The sequence below is a fragment of the Luteibacter sp. ME-Dv--P-043b genome (assembly GCF_030209605.1).
In the GTDB taxonomy this organism is placed as follows: Bacteria; Pseudomonadota; Gammaproteobacteria; order Xanthomonadales; family Rhodanobacteraceae; genus Luteibacter.
This window is the reverse complement of the sequence record NZ_JARVRT010000018.1, coordinates 96,370-111,426: the sequence shown is the minus strand read 5'-3', so window position 1 is coordinate 111,426 and position 15,057 is coordinate 96,370. Positions and strand designations below refer to the sequence as shown.

Annotated in this window: 11 protein-coding genes; 8 read left to right on the top strand and 3 right to left on the bottom strand. The window is 66.4% G+C overall.

Annotated features, from left to right (window positions below):
- Positions 1 to 178 precede the first annotated feature (178 nt).
- Both QRN34_RS11870 and QRN34_RS11865 read right to left on the bottom strand, forming a co-directional pair.
- Positions 179 to 643 carry a hypothetical protein gene (locus QRN34_RS11870; RefSeq protein ID WP_285404675.1) on the bottom strand — a complete coding sequence of 155 codons (465 nt, stop codon included), beginning with the start codon at positions 641 to 643 and terminating at the stop codon, positions 179 to 181.
- A 53-nt stretch (positions 644 to 696) separates the two neighbouring features.
- Entirely contained in the window at positions 697 to 1,419 is a 723-nt protein-coding gene (locus tag QRN34_RS11865; protein ID WP_285404674.1) for a murein L,D-transpeptidase catalytic domain family protein, read from the bottom strand.
- A 136-nt stretch (positions 1,420 to 1,555) separates the two neighbouring features.
- Here QRN34_RS11865 and QRN34_RS11860 point away from each other — a divergent pair, with 136 nt between their 5' ends.
- The 3 genes from QRN34_RS11860 to QRN34_RS11850 all read left to right on the top strand — a co-directional run bounded on the left by QRN34_RS11860 (position 1,556) and on the right by QRN34_RS11850 (position 4,488).
- Positions 1,556 to 3,286, top strand: coding sequence for a L,D-transpeptidase family protein (locus QRN34_RS11860; protein ID WP_285404673.1), 1,731 nt, complete (start codon positions 1,556 to 1,558; stop codon positions 3,284 to 3,286).
- Positions 3,287 to 3,351: 65 nt separating this feature from the next.
- Positions 3,352 to 4,083, top strand: coding sequence for a 2OG-Fe dioxygenase family protein (locus QRN34_RS11855; RefSeq protein WP_285404672.1), 732 nt, complete (start codon positions 3,352 to 3,354; stop codon positions 4,081 to 4,083).
- A 54-nt stretch (positions 4,084 to 4,137) separates the two neighbouring features.
- Positions 4,138 to 4,488: a 2-hydroxyacyl-CoA dehydratase gene (locus QRN34_RS11850; protein WP_285404671.1), complete on the top strand. Its 351-nt coding sequence runs from the start codon at positions 4,138 to 4,140 to the stop codon at positions 4,486 to 4,488.
- A 22-nt stretch (positions 4,489 to 4,510) separates the two neighbouring features.
- Here QRN34_RS11850 and QRN34_RS11845 read toward each other — a convergent pair whose 3' ends face one another.
- Positions 4,511 to 6,097 carry an inorganic phosphate transporter gene (locus QRN34_RS11845; protein ID WP_285404670.1) on the bottom strand — a complete coding sequence of 529 codons (1,587 nt, stop codon included), beginning with the start codon at positions 6,095 to 6,097 and terminating at the stop codon, positions 4,511 to 4,513.
- Positions 6,098 to 6,205: 108 nt separating this feature from the next.
- Here QRN34_RS11845 and QRN34_RS11840 point away from each other — a divergent pair, with 108 nt between their 5' ends.
- From QRN34_RS11840 to QRN34_RS11820, 5 genes are all read left to right on the top strand, one after another.
- Positions 6,206 to 7,075: a CHAD domain-containing protein gene (locus QRN34_RS11840; protein WP_285404669.1), complete on the top strand. Its 870-nt coding sequence runs from the start codon at positions 6,206 to 6,208 to the stop codon at positions 7,073 to 7,075.
- A gap of 386 nt (positions 7,076 to 7,461) precedes the next feature.
- Positions 7,462 to 8,784: a carbohydrate-binding protein gene (locus QRN34_RS11835; RefSeq protein ID WP_285404668.1), complete on the top strand. Its 1,323-nt coding sequence runs from the start codon at positions 7,462 to 7,464 to the stop codon at positions 8,782 to 8,784.
- A 164-nt stretch (positions 8,785 to 8,948) separates the two neighbouring features.
- The gene (locus QRN34_RS11830; RefSeq protein ID WP_285404667.1) at positions 8,949 to 11,159 is read left to right on the top strand and encodes a TonB-dependent siderophore receptor; all 2,211 of its coding nucleotides are present in this window, start codon (positions 8,949 to 8,951) and stop codon (positions 11,157 to 11,159) included.
- A gap of 148 nt (positions 11,160 to 11,307) precedes the next feature.
- Positions 11,308 to 11,592 (top strand): hypothetical protein, encoded by a 285-nt coding sequence (locus QRN34_RS11825; RefSeq protein WP_285404666.1) that lies wholly within the window; start codon positions 11,308 to 11,310, stop codon positions 11,590 to 11,592.
- 358 nt (positions 11,593 to 11,950) lie between these two features.
- Positions 11,951 to 14,983, top strand: coding sequence for a TonB-dependent receptor (locus tag QRN34_RS11820; RefSeq protein WP_285404665.1), 3,033 nt, complete (start codon positions 11,951 to 11,953; stop codon positions 14,981 to 14,983).
- Positions 14,984 to 15,057: the final 74 nt, after the last annotated feature.

The following is a 15,057-nucleotide window of genomic DNA, read 5'->3' as shown; positions in this document are numbered from 1 at the left end:
GCGCCCTGTCGCGGCATGGTCGCGCCGATGCGTCGGGTGAAGTGCGACGGCAATCACGTTTCGGACCGAGGTGCCGCCCCCGCATATTCTCGGGGGGGGGCACGGAAACGCCGGCAGGATGCCGTGCATGGCTTCAGTCGCGGTAGATGCCGTGACGGTTCGCGGACATCGTCCGCTCCTACGGGGTTGACGAAGGCGTGGGCGAAGGCATCGACGGCGGCGTGGACGGCGACAACGGCGTCGACGGTGCGGCGGCCGGTGTCGGGGCCGGTGCTGGCGAGACCGATGCCGGGGACGACGAATCGCCGAGGCAGGCGATGGCTTCGTCGCGGAAGCGGCTGTCGTAGTCGCCGCTCTTGGCCTTCTGGATTTCGTACATGACGACCTGGGCGCCGCTGCCGTTGGCGGTCACGTCGAGGCGCTCGTGCTTGCCGTCGGCGTTGGCGGTCACGCGGCCTTCGTCGTCCTTGGCGTTGCCCTTGGCGTCCTTGGCCAGTGCCTGCCACTTGGGCTCCACGCACTGCACGTAGGCCGTGACGCTCTTGCTCGTCTTGCTGCTGAGCTTGGGCAGGGTATCGGTCATGCCGCTGGTGGCGCAGCCGGCCAGGACGACACAGGCAGCGATCGCAAGAACGTATTTCATGCTCGATTCCACGGTAAGGGTCCGGGAATTCTAGCGCGAGCCGGGGCCGAGGATCAGATTCCGGCGCGGGTGGCGGTATTTGCTTCCGCCTTCGCCAGCTGTCCGCCCGTGCACTTGAGGTACTGTGACGATGCCAGCCAGCGGCGATCCGGGTAGTAGGAGAACACCATCTGGCCACCCTTCAGGGCGTCGATGAGCTTGTGCGCAACGGCGGTACGCACGGCGGGGCAACCCCAGCTGCGTCCGATGCGACCGGCCACCTTCGCCATCGCCTCGTTCACGTAGGCGGCGCCGTGGATCACGATCGCGCGGGCCAGGGCCTGGTCGTTCACGCCCTGCTCCAGGCCGGTCATCCGTAGGGAATACCCGTTCTTGCCCATGTAGGTATCCGACGTACGGAAGAGGCCGATGCTGGAAGCCAGACTTTCCGGCGCGTTGGAGAATCGGGTGGCGTTGGCGTCCCCACTGTTCTTGCCGTGTGCTACCAGTTCCTGGAACAGCAGTTTGCGCTTGACCGTGTCGAACACCCACAGGCGCGGCTGCGACGACGGCCGGGAGTAATCGATCACCGCCAACCGGTCCGAGGGCACCCCACCCTGGGTCTGCGCGCATTCGGAGGCTTTCACGGCCAGGTCGATCACCCGCGGGTCAGCCGACGGCGCCAGCCGGGACAGCGCCTCACCCAGCGAGTCGGTCGCCCGGGCGGGCGTCACGAACAGACACAGGGCGCCAAGCAGGGGAACACAGGCGAGGTACGAGCGAAACGATCGAATCATGCGGCCAGCCGGATGGAGTGCGACGGGGCATGCTAACGCGCTGATCATTTATTGACCACAAAGTCGTCACATCCGTGCCATTCATATATGTGAAAGGCTTAGATGTTCTGCTAGCGAATTCAGGAAGCGATAGATAATGACTATGGAAGCAAGGCGCCATGCGTTCGCATGGGCGCTTCTCACCGCCACGATCGCTGCCGGGGCCAGTGCGCAGACGGCCCCGACCACGGCGGCGTCGGCTGCTTCACCGCCACCGATCATCGCGCCCGATCCTGCTACCACGGCTTCCGTTCCTGCCCCGCCGGCACTGGACGATCCGCTCGCCCAGGCCATCTACGCGCGCCTGCAGCAGATGGCGCCCCTGCAGGGCGGCATGCTGCCGCGCCAGGACGCGGCCCTGGGCAAGGCCCTGACCGACTTCTACATGCAGCGTCGCTATACGCCGGCCTGGTCCGACGATGCCAACGTCCACCAGCTGCTGGCAGGCCTGTCCTCCGTCGAGGCCGACGGCCTGCTGCCCGAGGATTACCACCTTGCCGAACTGAAGGCCCTGGCCGACGCCCCCGACCGGGCCAACGCCTCGCCGCAGCAGAAGGCGGATTTCGAGATCGCCGCCACGGGCGCCTACATCACCGCACTGGTGCAGCTGGCCCGCGGCAAGGTCGATCCGGTCCGGCTCGACCCCACCTGGAACTTCGACGCCGCGGCGATCGATCCCCAGCAGGGCATGTCGATGCTGCAGACCGCCATCGATGAACGCAGCGTCGACCAGGCCTTCGCCATGGCCCGACCGCAGAACCCGCTCTACGCGAAACTCCGCGATGCACTCGCCCAGCTCCGCACCACGGCGGCGCAGGGTGGCTGGCCGATCGTCCCGGAGGGTCCGACGCTCAAGCCCGGCATGAAGGATGTCCGCGTGGAAACGCTGCGGGCCCGGATGGTCGCCGGCGGCTACCTCGACCCGACCCTCGCGCACGGGCACCATTTCGATAACCCGCTGGCCGACGCGGTCAAACGCTTCCAGGCCGACCAGTACCTCGACGCCGACGGCAGCGTGGGTGCCGGCACGCTGGCGGCGCTGAACGTCCCCGTCCAGGACCGGATCGGCCAGGTGCGGGCCAACCTCGAACGGGCGCGCTGGCTCCTGCATTCCCTGCAGGGCACGTTCGTGGTGGTCGACGTGGCGGGCTACAAGATCACCTTCTACCGCGACGGCAACCCGGTATGGAAATCGCGCGTACAGGTCGGCAAGCCCTACCGCAGCACCCCGATCTTCCGCTCGCAGATCACCTACGTCACTTTCAACCCGACCTGGACGGTGCCCCCCACCATCCTCAAGAACGACATGCTCCCCAAGGTCCGCAGCAATCCGGCCTACCTGGCGAACAACCGCATCCGCGTGCTCGACAGCGCCGGCAACACCGTGTCGCCCGCCAGCGTCGACTGGAAGAACCCCCGCGGCATCACGCTGCGCCAGGATGCCGGCCCGGGCAATTCGCTGGGCCAGGTGGTGATCCGCTTCCCCAATTCCTTCGCGGTCTACCTGCACGACACCCCGCACCAGGAGCTTTTCGCCAAGGCCAAGCGCGATACCAGTTCCGGCTGCATACGCGTCGAGCACCCGCTGGAGCTGGTCGAACTGCTGTTCAACGATCCGGAGAAGTTCAGCCGGCAGGCCATCGACGAGCGCCTGGCCTCGAAGAAAACGCAGAACGTGACCCTGCCCACCGCGGTTCCGGTGCTGCTGGCCTACTGGACGGTGGACATCGCCGACGACGGCAAGCTGAGCTACAAGCCCGATGTCTACGACCGCGATGGTCCTTTGCTGGTCGCGCTGGACAAGCCGCAGCCGTTGCGCGTGCCCTGAGCGCAACGGTCCGGCGAGGCCGTTTGCCGCAGCGCAGCGTGGAGTGCCGGCCGTATACTGACGCCATGAACGCTCCCCTCGCCGTTTCCGAATCGACCCTCCACGACCAGGTGCGCGACGAAGGTTTCGCCTTCGTGCAGGGCGATGCGATGCGCGGCCTGGTGTCGCACATCGCGCCCCTGGCCGACTGGGACACCTTCGCTGCGAGCTGGAACGCACTGGAGCCCGATACCTACCTGGCCGCCACCGGCCGGTTCCGCCGTCGTCGCCATGCCGTGTTCGCCGCCTCCCGGTTCGGCCATGTCGAGCCGCGTCCGCATCAGGCGCATTTCCAGACCCTGGCCTACAACACGTTGCAAGGCGACATCGCGCGGTGGTTCGCTCCGGTGCTGCCCGAGATCGCCGGCGGTGCCACGATGAGCGCGATCCTCGACTTCTGCCGCGACATCTTCGGCGGCCTCTCGCCCACCGTGGAAACCTGGCACGTCGAGGTTCACCAGTTCCGCATCGAGGCCACTGCCGGCGTGGCCGGCGAGCCCACGCCCGAGGGCAGCCACCGGGACGGTGTGGACTACGTGCTGGTGCTACTGGTCGATCGTGAAAACATCGCCAGCGGCACCACCACCATCCATACGCCGGACGGGCGCCCGCTGGGCGAATTCACCCTCACCCGTCCGCTCGATGCCGCCCTCATCCACGATCCCCGCGTCTTCCACGGCGTCACGCCCGTCACGCCGCTGGACGCCTCGAAAGCCTCCCATCGCGATGTGCTGGTCGTCACCTTCCGCGCCGCCTGATGACGGGGAAGCGAGGGGCCGGCGTGCGATAATGATTCGACCCACGATCAAAGCATGAGCATGAACTGGTCCGGAAAGTACGATTTCAAGCAATTCCAGGAGGAACTGGCGGCGCTGGAACGGCAATCGAAAAAGCCGTCGGCCGACACCCCTGCTGTCGTTACGCCGCCGCCGGCTCCCGAGCCTGCGGCGCCGCCCAAGCGCCGTGGGCGTCCGCCGAAGGTCGATCCACTGGCACCCGCACGCGCCGAGTTCGAGGCCCTGCGGTTGCGTTACACGCTCAGCGTGGCAGACGTGGTGGCCTGGTTTCCGCCCGAGGAAGGCATCGCCTACCTGCAGTCGCTGATCGCCAGCGCGGAGCCCAAACCGCGCAAGCCACGCAAGAAGGCATCGCCGGAATCCTGACCTGACGGCGCCCCGGCCGCGTTCAGAACACGTGGCGCAGCAGCCAGAACAGGCTCGCGGCCAGCACGATCGACACCGGCAGGGTCAGCACCCAGGCCATCAGCATGCTGCGCACGGTCGACCATTGCAGGCCCGAACCGTTGGCGACCATCGAACCCGCCACACCCGACGACAGCACGTGGGTGGTGCTCACCGGCAGGCCGAAGCGATCCGCCGCACCGATGGTGAGCATCGCGACCACCTCGGCCGACGCGCCCTGCGCATAGGTCAGGTGCTGTTTGCCGATGCGCTCGCCCACCGTGCGGACGATGCGTCGCCAGCCGACCATGGTGCCCAGGCCCAGCGCGATCGCCACGGCCACCTTCACCCATGTGGGGATGAACTTGGTGGCCTTGTCCAGCAGCGCGTGGTAGTTGCCGAGCACGGCGCTGTCGTCCGCCGTGAACGCCGGCTTCTTGTCCTTCTCCATGAGGCGCAGCGCTTCGGATGTGAGATACATGTCGTTGCGCACGTTGTTGACCTCGTGCTGCGGCACGTCGGCCAGCGTCGGGCGATGAGCCACCTGCGCACCGATCGCGTCGGAAAGGCTGACCAGCGCCGCCATCGTCGCCGGCGTGGCCTGACGCGACTGGATGTAGCGCTCGATCTCGCCGCGCGGTGACGCCACCGGTGCCGCGCCGACCGCGTACCGGGCGAAGGTTTCGCTCGCGTGGTGGGCCACCGAGGCGAAGCTTTGCGTCTCGCCCTGGGTCACCGCCTTGTTCAGGGCATACGCGCCCGGCACCGTGCCGATCAGGATCAGCATGATCAGGCCCATGCCCTTCTGGCCATCGTTGGAGCCGTGCGCGAACGACACACCGGTGCAGGTAAGGATGAGCAGGCAGCGCACCCAGAACGGCGGTGGCTTGTCGCCGTGGGGTTCGGCGTAAAGCTCCGGGGCCTTGACGAACGTCTTCAGCAGCATCAGCAGGGCGAAGGCCAGGCCGAAGCCGATCAACGGTGAAAACAGCAGCGCCTTGCCGACGCTGAGCGCCTGGCTCCAGTCGACGGCGGCATTGGCATTGCCCGCGTTCATCATCTGGTTCATGAGGCCGACGCCGATGATCGAGCCGATCAGTGTGTGCGAACTGGACGACGGCAGGCCGAGGTACCACGTGCCCAGGTTCCATACGATCGCTGCCAGCAACAGCGCAAACACCATCGCAAAACCGGTCGACGTACCCACGTTCAACACCAGGCCGATGGGCAGCAGTTGCAGCACCGCATACGCCACGGCGCCGCTGGAGACGAGCACGCCGACGAAGTTCCAGCTGCCGGACCACACCACGGCGAAACTGGCGGGCAGCGATCGCGTGTAGATCACGGTGGCTACCGCGTTGGCGGTGTCGTGGAAACCGTTGACGAACTCGAAGGCCAGGGCGATGGTCAGCGCCACGCCGAGCAGCACGTATTCGAACACGGGACTGGTGGGCGCCACATGCAGGTCATGGCCGAGCTGGACGCCGACATAGATCGCCGCGGCGACCAGTACCACGGCGAAGACGCCAAGGCTGATCAGGCGTGTCTGGGGCGACCCCGCGGCGTGTTCGGTCAGGACGGTGCTGTTCATGGCGCGCCTCCGGTCGTGGGCTCCCAGAGGTAGCAACGGCACATGACACAACCGTGTCAACACGGGCGGCAGCATGTGAAGGCCCCCGGCCGTGGTATGAATGCGCCCATGCAAACGCCCTCCCCGCTTGCCACGACCCTCGCCGACGCCGCGTCCCGCGAATGCCGCCGCGCGTTGCGTGCGCTGGGCGACACGCAGCACCGCCATCGCGGCATCCATGAGGCCCGCAAATCCCTGCGGCGACTGAAGAGCCTGCTGCGGCTGGGTACCACGACATTCGCCGATGCACTGCCGTCGCTGGAAAAGGCGATCGACCGTCTCGCCGTCGGATTGTCGCCCTTGCGCGACGCCCATGTGGCCGTGGAAACCGCGACGTCGCTGGCCGGCTCCCTGGCGGTCGATGTAGAGGCCTGTGCAGGAGCCGGTCCCGAATCCTGGGGCCGTGCCATCGACCTGCTGACGCTGCGCTGCGAAGGCCGTCTGACCGCCGCGTTGACCAAGGACCCTGGCTTCGAACGCCGCCGCAGCGAGGTCCGGATGTTGGCCCGCCAGGTGCATGCGCTTCCGTGGCAGGCGATGACCACGGAAGAGATCGACCACGCGCTGGCGCACTCCGAACGACGCGTGGCAAAGGCACGCAAGCGCATGCGTAAGTCCGCCTCGGTGGCCAACCTCCACCGTTGGCGCCGCCGTGCCCGCCGCCTGCGCATGCAGCTCGAGCTGGTGCGCAAGGCACGCAAGGCTGCTGGCCTGCCGGCGCCCCATCACGCCGATCGGGAAAAGGCACTCGCGAAGGATATGTCCCTGCTGTCCGATGCCATTGGCGCTCGCCAGGACCTGCGCCTGCTTCGCGACATCCTGCGCACCCTCGTGGACGCGGATACCGCGCCCGCCCTGGTCGCCGCCACCACACGCGCCCTGAAGTTGCGCCGGATACCGGTCGATGCACCGACGCTCGTGGTCACGCCACCGGCCTAAAGCGGTTTTTCGGCAAGTGACCGCACGGCACGCGGGCGCACGCCCCACGTTCGATTGACCGTCGTTGTCATAACGAGCCAACTACCGACATGACAGCCCGTGCCGACGCTGGCGCGGCGCAGCACGAACGCCATACCTCCCCGCAACGATTGCACCGTAAAAATGCCGTGCATCGCGGCAATCCCCTCGGACCCACCCCGCGTCCACACGACTGCGATTTGTGAAAAAGCGGATAGACAACGTTGTCATTCCGGACTAGACCGGAGTTGCCCAACCGCGGTTGGGCCTGTCGCGCAGGGACGCGGTCGGGGGACGAAGGCTACGGCACGGTGCCGCGGGCTGGTGCGCCCCTTCCTTTGGCAACACCATCGATCTGGAGGCGCTCCATGTTCCTTACGTCATCACTCCTGCGTTCGCGCACGGCCCTGGGCGGCTGTACCGGCAGCCTCGGCCTCGCCATCGCATTTGCCCTTTCCCCCGTCGTTCCCTTGCAATCCGCGCATGCCGCCACCGCATGCGCCGCCGCCTGGCAGGCGGGTACGGTCTACAACGGCGGCAACACGGCCAGCGAAAACGGCTCGAACTACGTCGCCAACTGGTGGACCCAGGGCGACGATCCGGCCACCCACAGCGGCGCGGCGGGGTCCGGCCAGCCGTGGACCTCCCAGGGGTCATGCAGCGGTGGCGGCAGCACGCCACCGACCAACCCGCCGCCCACCGACCCGCCGCCGAGCAACCCACCCCCGGCCGCGGGCAGCCTGCTGTTCAGTCCCTACAAGGACATCACGATCAACCTCGACTGGAACACCAACATCATGTCGACGCTGGTCACCGGCACACGTATTCCCGTGGTCGGCAGCGGCAGCCTGGTGTCCACGCAGGTTCCCAACCTGGGGGCGATCACCCTTGCCTTCGCCACCGGCGAATGCGGCAGCGAGAACTGGGGCGGCGTGCCCGCCGCGGCGTTTGCCAGCGCGAACATCGCTCGCCTGAACAGCGCCGGGGTGAACTACGTCGTCTCCACCGGCGGACAGGCCGGCACGTTCACCTGCGGCAGCAGCGCGGGCATGGCCAAGTTCATCCAGACCTACCAGTCCTCGCACCTGGTCGGCATCGACTTCGACATCGAGGCGGGGCAGACCCCGGCGCAACTCAGTGCGCTGATCGCCAATGCCAAATACGCCGAGGGCCTGTACCCCAACCTGCGTTTCTCGTTCACGCTGGCTACGCTGGCCGCCTCCGACGGCAGCTACGGCGGCCTGAACAACACCGGCGATACCGTGGTCCGTGCCGTGCTGGCCTCGGGCCTGCAGCACTACACCATCAACCTCATGACCATGGATTACGGCGCCGCCGGCCCGGCCATCTGCGTGGTGAGCGGCGGCAGCTGCGACATGGGCCTTTCGGCCATCCAGGCGGCCAAGAACCTTCAGCACACCTACGGCATCCCGCTGACGAAGATCGAGCTGACACCCATGATCGGGGTCAACGACGTGTCCAGCGAAACCTTCACGCTGCAGGATATCGACGAAGTGACGGCCTACGCGGCGACCAACAAGCTGGCCGGCGTGCACTTCTGGTCGCTGGACCGCGATACCCCGTGCGCCAACGGCAACAACAGCGGCTACGCCTCGCCCACCTGCAACTCGGTGTCGGGCACCAGCGCGCTGCAATACACGCGGCGTTTCCTGAGTGACCTAGGCCGCTGAGGGACGGGGCCACCGCGCCGGGCGCATGACCGGCACGGTGGCCCAGGGCCAGGGACGGCCCTTTGCGGCGTCTCGCCACTGGCGGGTGGTACGCGGATCGATCATAATACGAGCGATTCGCATTTCCATTCGCCTTTGTCGTACGCCCTCGCTCCGGGATCTTCATGCTCGCCATCGCTTCTCAGGCGCCTCGCCGCCTTACCGTGTCCATTCGCGCCGCCCTCGTCGGCGCCCTCCTCCTCGCGGGGACCGCCCATGCGACGGACGAAGCAGCCACGGCCGACCAGACGCGCCACGCCGACAACGCGACCACCCTCTCCGGCGTGCAGGTCAAGGCCAATGTCGCCCCGCCCACCGCCGCCTATGCCGGTGGCCAGGTCGCCCAGGGTGGCCGTTTCGGCGTGCTCGGCAACCAGGACCTGATGAACGTCCCGTTCAACATGACCAGCTATACCGACACGCTGATCCGCAACCAGCAGGCCCGGTCGCTGGGCGACGTGGTCGCCAACGATCCGTCCGTCCGCACCGGCTTCGGCTACGGCAACTTCTCGCAGACGTTCGTCATCCGAGGCTTCCAGGTGGCCAGCGACGACATCGGCTTCGATGGCCTGTACGGCATGCTGCCGCGTCAGTTGCTGGCCCCCGAGCTGGTCAACCGCGTCGAGGTGTTCAAGGGCGCCAGCGCCTTCCTCAACGGCATCAGCCCGGGCGGCTCGGCGGTTGGCGGCAACATCAACATCGCGCCCAAGCGGGCGGAAGCCACCCCGATCACCCGCATCGGCCTGGACTGGGGCAGCGACAGCCAGACCGGCGGCAGCGTGGACATCGGCCGCCGCTTCGGCAGCAACGACGCGTTCGGCCTGCGCGTGAACGCGGTGCACCGCGACGGCAACACGGCGATCGACGGCGAGCAACGCCGCGTCACCGCGCTGGGCGTCGCCTTCGATTTCCAGGGCGACAACCTGCGCATCACCACCGACCTGGGTTACCAGAAGCAGGTCATCACGGGTGGCCGCGCGGTGGTCTACACCAGCGGCCTTACCTATGTGCCGCGCGCGCCCTCGGCGAAGACCAACTACGCCCAGCCGTGGTCCAACTCGTCCCTGGAAGACACCTTCGGCGTGGTGCGTGCGGAATACGACTTCACGCCGTGGCTGACGGGTTACGTCGCCGCGGGCGCGCATCACGGCAACGAGTACGGCGACTACGTGAGCCCCACGCTGCTGGACGGCAGCGGGCGCGCCACGGAGACACGCTTCACCGTGCCTTACATCGCCGATACCGCCACGGGCGAGGCGGGCCTCAACGCCTCCTTCGACGGCGATGTCAGCCAGCGCGTCAACGTCAGCGTCTCAGCGTTGAACTTCCGCAAGAAGGCCGCCTACGCCGGCTCGCTCGACCCGATCCAGACCAACATCTACGCCCCCACCTACGTGCCGGTGCCGAACTTCGTCTACGACATCGGCCCCATCAGCGATCCGGGCATCACCGGGCGCACCCTGCTGCGCAGCCTGGCCGTGTCCGACACCTTCGGTTTCATGGACGACCGCCTCCAGGTCACCCTCGGCGCGCGCCGCCAGAAGCTCGAAGTGATCGGCTACGCCTACGCCACCGAAGTGAAGAACTCGCAGTACAGCCAGTTCGCCAACAGCCCGGTGGTCGGCGTGAACTTCCGCGTGGCGGACCACTGGTCGGTGTATGCCAACCACATCGAGGCCCTGACCCAGGGTGGCCAGGCCCCTGACCAGTTCGCCGGCCGTGCGGTCACCAATGCCGGCCAGGTGTTCGCCCCGTACAAGTCCAAGCAGAACGAACTGGGCGTGAAGTGGGACGCCGGTGAATTCGGCAGCACGCTGGCCCTGTTCCAGATCAAGCAGCCCAATGCCTATGTGGAGCCGTCCAGCAACACGTACGTGGTGAACGGCGAGCAGCGCAACCGCGGCGTCGAATGGAGCTTCTTCGGTGAACCGGTGGCGGGACTGCGCCTGCTGGGCGGCGCGAACTACATCCAGCCCGAACAGACCGACACGCAGGACGGCATCAACGAAGGCAAGGATTCCATCGGTACGCCGCGCTTCCAGGCCAACCTCGGCGCGGAGTGGGATATCCCCAACACGCCGGACGTGACGCTGAGCGCACGCGCCGTGCGCACCGGCAAGCAATACCTGGACAACGCCAACACGCTGACGCTACCGGCCTGGACCACCTACGACATCGGCGCACGGACCACCACGCACCTGGAGGGTGTGCCGGTCACCTTCCGGCTGACCGTGCAGAACGTGGCCAACAAGGGGTACTGGGCAACGTCCAACGGCGGCTATCTCACCCAGGGCGCGCCGCGCACGTTCCTGGTATCCGCGTCGTTCGACCTGTAACCGTTCCGGAGCACACCGCTTCTCCACCCTCGCGTACGATGCGACCATCGTCACAGATCGGCCGTCCGCCCGGGCCGCATCGGCAGGATCGACATCCCGCCGACGCCCGCGCCGTTATGCTGCGGACCGAGCCACTGGGAGAGGGAAGATGCAGCAGGATCAGGACACGGCGACCAGCTACACCATGGGCGACATCATCGTCGATGCCGTCACCATGAACGAAGCCGCGGTGTGCGGCGACCTCGACGAGAGTCGCCGTCGCGCACGCCGCATCGCCTTCCTCGCGGCACCCGAAGGCCTTACCGGCATCGCCGAGGCGGCGAACGTATTGCTCTGCCTGCTCGGGCCCTCCGGCACCGAGCCGCAGCCGGGATTCGGTGCGGCGATGGTTGCGGTGTCCACAGAGATAGACCGCGCTTTCGGCGAAGGTTGAGTCGGGGCGACGTCCTTCCGCGCATAAACGTGCGGTCGTAATTATTTGAGTAATTTCTAGGAATGATTCGTAGGAAAAACGCCCGATTTGAGTGAAATGAAGGTCAAACAGGCCATTTCACGCGTTATTCGTGCGCAAGTGCCCATACCCATGCGGATTTTCCGACGCTGCCTGGCTTGACCCTTTTCAATTGTTACGCCAATGTTGCGTCAAGCCGCTCAGTGACGCGGTGCAACATTGCCATGCTGTCGATGCCGCACGTTCGGGGGAATGTGCGGCACCACATCGCAGTCATGGTGGTTTCGGCCATCGGCCGATTTTCCGGTCCGTCACGGACCCATCTGGGGAAGCTTCGTCCATGACTTCACGCTACATCACCTCGTCGCGCATGCTGCGCCACACCGCCCTGGCCATGGCGCTGGCCGTGGGTTTCGGCAGCACGGGCACGGTCTTCGCGCAGTCGACCACGGGGTCGATCTTCGGCCAGGCCACGCCGGGCAGCACCGTGCAGGCGGCCGGCAGTACCGGTGTCACCCGCGAGGTCACCGTGGGCCAGGATGGCCGCTACCGCATCGGCAGCCTGCCGCTGGGCAGCTACACGGTCAACGTGATGCAGGATGGCAAGGTCGTCGATTCCCGCAAGGATGTGGGCCTCACCGTCGGTGCCGGCTCGGAGGTGTCCTTCGCCGGTGCCGCCGCGGCCAGCAACGCCCAGGCCCTGGATTCGGTCACGGTATCGGCCAATGCGCTGCCGGCGATCGACGTCTCGTCGGTGGATTCGCGCACCGTCATCACCTCCGAGCAGCTGGCGCGTCTGCCGCTGGGCCGCAGTGCCGAAGCCATCGCGCTGCTGGCACCCGGTGTCGTCACGGGCTCGGGCGATTTCGGCCGCGTGGTTTCGTTCGGCGGTGCCGGCGTGTCGGAGAACGCCTATTACATCAACGGCTTCAGCACCTCCGACCCGCTGAAGAACCTGGGTGGCGTGTCGCTGCCGTACGGCGCGATCGACCAGCAGGAGGTCTATACCGGCGGCTACAGCGCCATGTACGGCCGCTCCGATGGCGGCGTCATCAGCCAGGTCGGCAAGCGCGGCACCAACGAGTGGCACTTCGGCGCGCAGGTGCTGTGGGAGCCGAAGTTCGCCCGCTCCACCCTCGGCAGCCAGTATTTTCCCGACGGCGCACTGCCCGAAGGCTACAGCTACACCGATCCGTCGCTGGCCGGTTCGATCTACCGCAACCGCCAGGGCAATACGCAGTGGACCCGCACCGTCAGCGGTTACGTCGGTGGTCCGCTGATCAAGGACAAGCTGTATCTCTTCGTGGCCGCGGAAACGGAGAAGACCGAAGGCACGTCCAGCAACACCGCGATCGCCAACCCGATCGCCAACAACCATTACACCTATAACCTGCCCAAGTACTACGCCAAGCTCGACTGGAACATCAACGACGCCAACATCCTCGAGCTGACCGGCATCCGTTCCAACGACGAGCGCAGCGGTGCGTACTACAACTACGACTACGCCACGCGCAAGGCAGGGCCATTCACCGGCACCTACCCCAACAGCACCAAGGACGCGTCGAAGTACGCGATCGCCAAGTACACCAGCTACATCACCGACGACCTCACGTTCTCGGCGACCTACGGCAAGAGCCGCACCGACGACCTGGTGAACAACCCCGGCGATGACGGCATCACGCCGTTCATCAATCGCCCCGACCTGCAGGATCCGGCGGCGAACGGCGGCACGCCGATCTCGAACAGCGCGACCACCACCACGAAGAACGCACCCGACGCGAACAGCAAGACGCACGGCCTGCGTGCGGACCTGGAATGGCAGGTCGGCGACCACCGGCTTACCGGCGGTATCGACAACATGAAGTTCAACGGCCACAACGAAGGCCAGACGACGACCGGCCCGGGTTACTACTATCGCTATCGCCAGACCAGTGCACCGGATCAGGCCATTTCGGAAAGCCTGGGCGTGGGCGCGCCGGGTGGCGACGGTTATTTCGTCGACAAGCAGATCTTCAGCACCATCACCAGCATGGCGGTCGACCAGAAAGCGTATTACCTGGAAGACAAATGGCAGGTCTCGGACCGGTTCCTCTTCACGTTCGGCCTGCGTAACGACAAGTTCAAGAACTACAACAACAACCACAAGGTGTACGTCGACAGCGGCAACCAGTGGGCGCCGCGCCTGGGTGCGTCGTGGGACGTGTTCGGCGACTCGTCGCTGAAGGTGTACGGCAACCTCGGCCGCTACTACCTCGCGCTGCCCAACAGCGTGGCGATTCGTGGCGCGTCTTCGTCGACCTATACGGATGAGTACTTCACCTATACCGGTATCGATCCGGTCGGCAACCCGACGGGCCTCACCGCCCTGGGCCCCGGCCCGGTGTCGTCCGGCGGCGAATACGGCCAGGCCAACGATCCGAAGTCGATCACGGCGACCGACCTGAAGTCGCAGTACCAGGACGAGGCCATCCTCGGCTTCGACAAGACGCTGGGCGACCAGTGGGTGGGCGGCATGAAGCTGACCTATCGCAAGCTGCAGACCGCCATCGACGACGTGTGCGACACCGGCAGGATTGCCGACAAGCTGCAGACCGAGGGCGTGGACCCGGCCAGCGTGACGATCCCCGGCTGCGTCATCTTCAACCCCGGCGAGACCAACACCTTCAGCCTGGCCAATGCCGACGGCAACGGCCGCACGCGCGTGCGCATGTCCACCGACGACTGGGGCTTCACCTCCGGCGCCAAGCGCAAGTACTACGCGCTGGACATGTACATGGAGCACCCGTTCGACGGCAAGTGGGCGTTCCGCGCCGACTACACGTTCTCCCGGAGCTTCGGCAACACCGAAGGCCAGGTCAAATCGGATATCGGCCAGGACGACATCTCCAAGACCCAGGACTGGGACTCCAGGGAGTTGATGATCCACAGCAACGGCCTGCTCGCCAACGATCGTACGCACCAGTTCAAGGCCTACGGTTCCTACCAGCTGACCCCGGAATGGATGTTCTCCGGCTCCATGCGGATCACCTCCGGCGCGCCGCGCTCGTGCCTGGGCTATTTCGGCCCGGACAACGACGATCCGATCGGCTACGGCTCGGCCTACCACTCGTGCGCTGGCAAGTTGTTCGCCCCGGGCGACACGCGCCTGCCCTGGGTGAAGCAGCTGGACCTGGCGGTCGAGTACCGTCCGTCGTTCGCGGACCACAAGCTGGCCTTCGGCCTGTCGGTGTTCAACGTGACCAACGAGCGCAAGCCGCTGCTCGTGGACTCCACGTACGAGGACGACAAGTTCACCGTGTCCAACACGTACGGTGCCGGCATCTACTACCAGTCGCCCCGCTACGCGCGCCTCACGGCCACGTACGACTTCTGACGCCATACCACGCATAACAAGAAACCAAAGGCCATGGACGGCCGCCATTGCAGTCTCCCCTCGCCGCCGTGCCG

Excerpts from the sequence above, each read along its gene's own strand:
- QRN34_RS11870 (WP_285404675.1), bottom strand. The coding sequence starts at position 643 with ATGAAATACGTTCTTGCGATCGCTGCCTGTGTCGTCCTGGCCGGCTGC.
- QRN34_RS11835 (WP_285404668.1), top strand. The coding sequence starts at position 7,462 with ATGTTCCTTACGTCATCACTCCTGCGTTCGCGCACGGCCCTGGGCGGC.
- QRN34_RS11855 (WP_285404672.1), top strand. The coding sequence starts at position 3,352 with ATGAACGCTCCCCTCGCCGTTTCCGAATCGACCCTCCACGACCAGGTG.
- QRN34_RS11840 (WP_285404669.1), top strand. The coding sequence starts at position 6,206 with ATGCAAACGCCCTCCCCGCTTGCCACGACCCTCGCCGACGCCGCGTCC.
- QRN34_RS11865 (WP_285404674.1), bottom strand. The coding sequence starts at position 1,419 with ATGATTCGATCGTTTCGCTCGTACCTCGCCTGTGTTCCCCTGCTTGGC.
- QRN34_RS11860 (WP_285404673.1), top strand. The coding sequence starts at position 1,556 with ATGACTATGGAAGCAAGGCGCCATGCGTTCGCATGGGCGCTTCTCACC.
- QRN34_RS11845 (WP_285404670.1), bottom strand. The coding sequence starts at position 6,097 with ATGAACAGCACCGTCCTGACCGAACACGCCGCGGGGTCGCCCCAGACA.
- QRN34_RS11825 (WP_285404666.1), top strand. The coding sequence starts at position 11,308 with ATGCAGCAGGATCAGGACACGGCGACCAGCTACACCATGGGCGACATC.
- QRN34_RS11820 (WP_285404665.1), top strand. The coding sequence starts at position 11,951 with ATGACTTCACGCTACATCACCTCGTCGCGCATGCTGCGCCACACCGCC.
- QRN34_RS11850 (WP_285404671.1), top strand. The coding sequence starts at position 4,138 with ATGAGCATGAACTGGTCCGGAAAGTACGATTTCAAGCAATTCCAGGAG.
- QRN34_RS11830 (WP_285404667.1), top strand. The coding sequence starts at position 8,949 with ATGCTCGCCATCGCTTCTCAGGCGCCTCGCCGCCTTACCGTGTCCATT.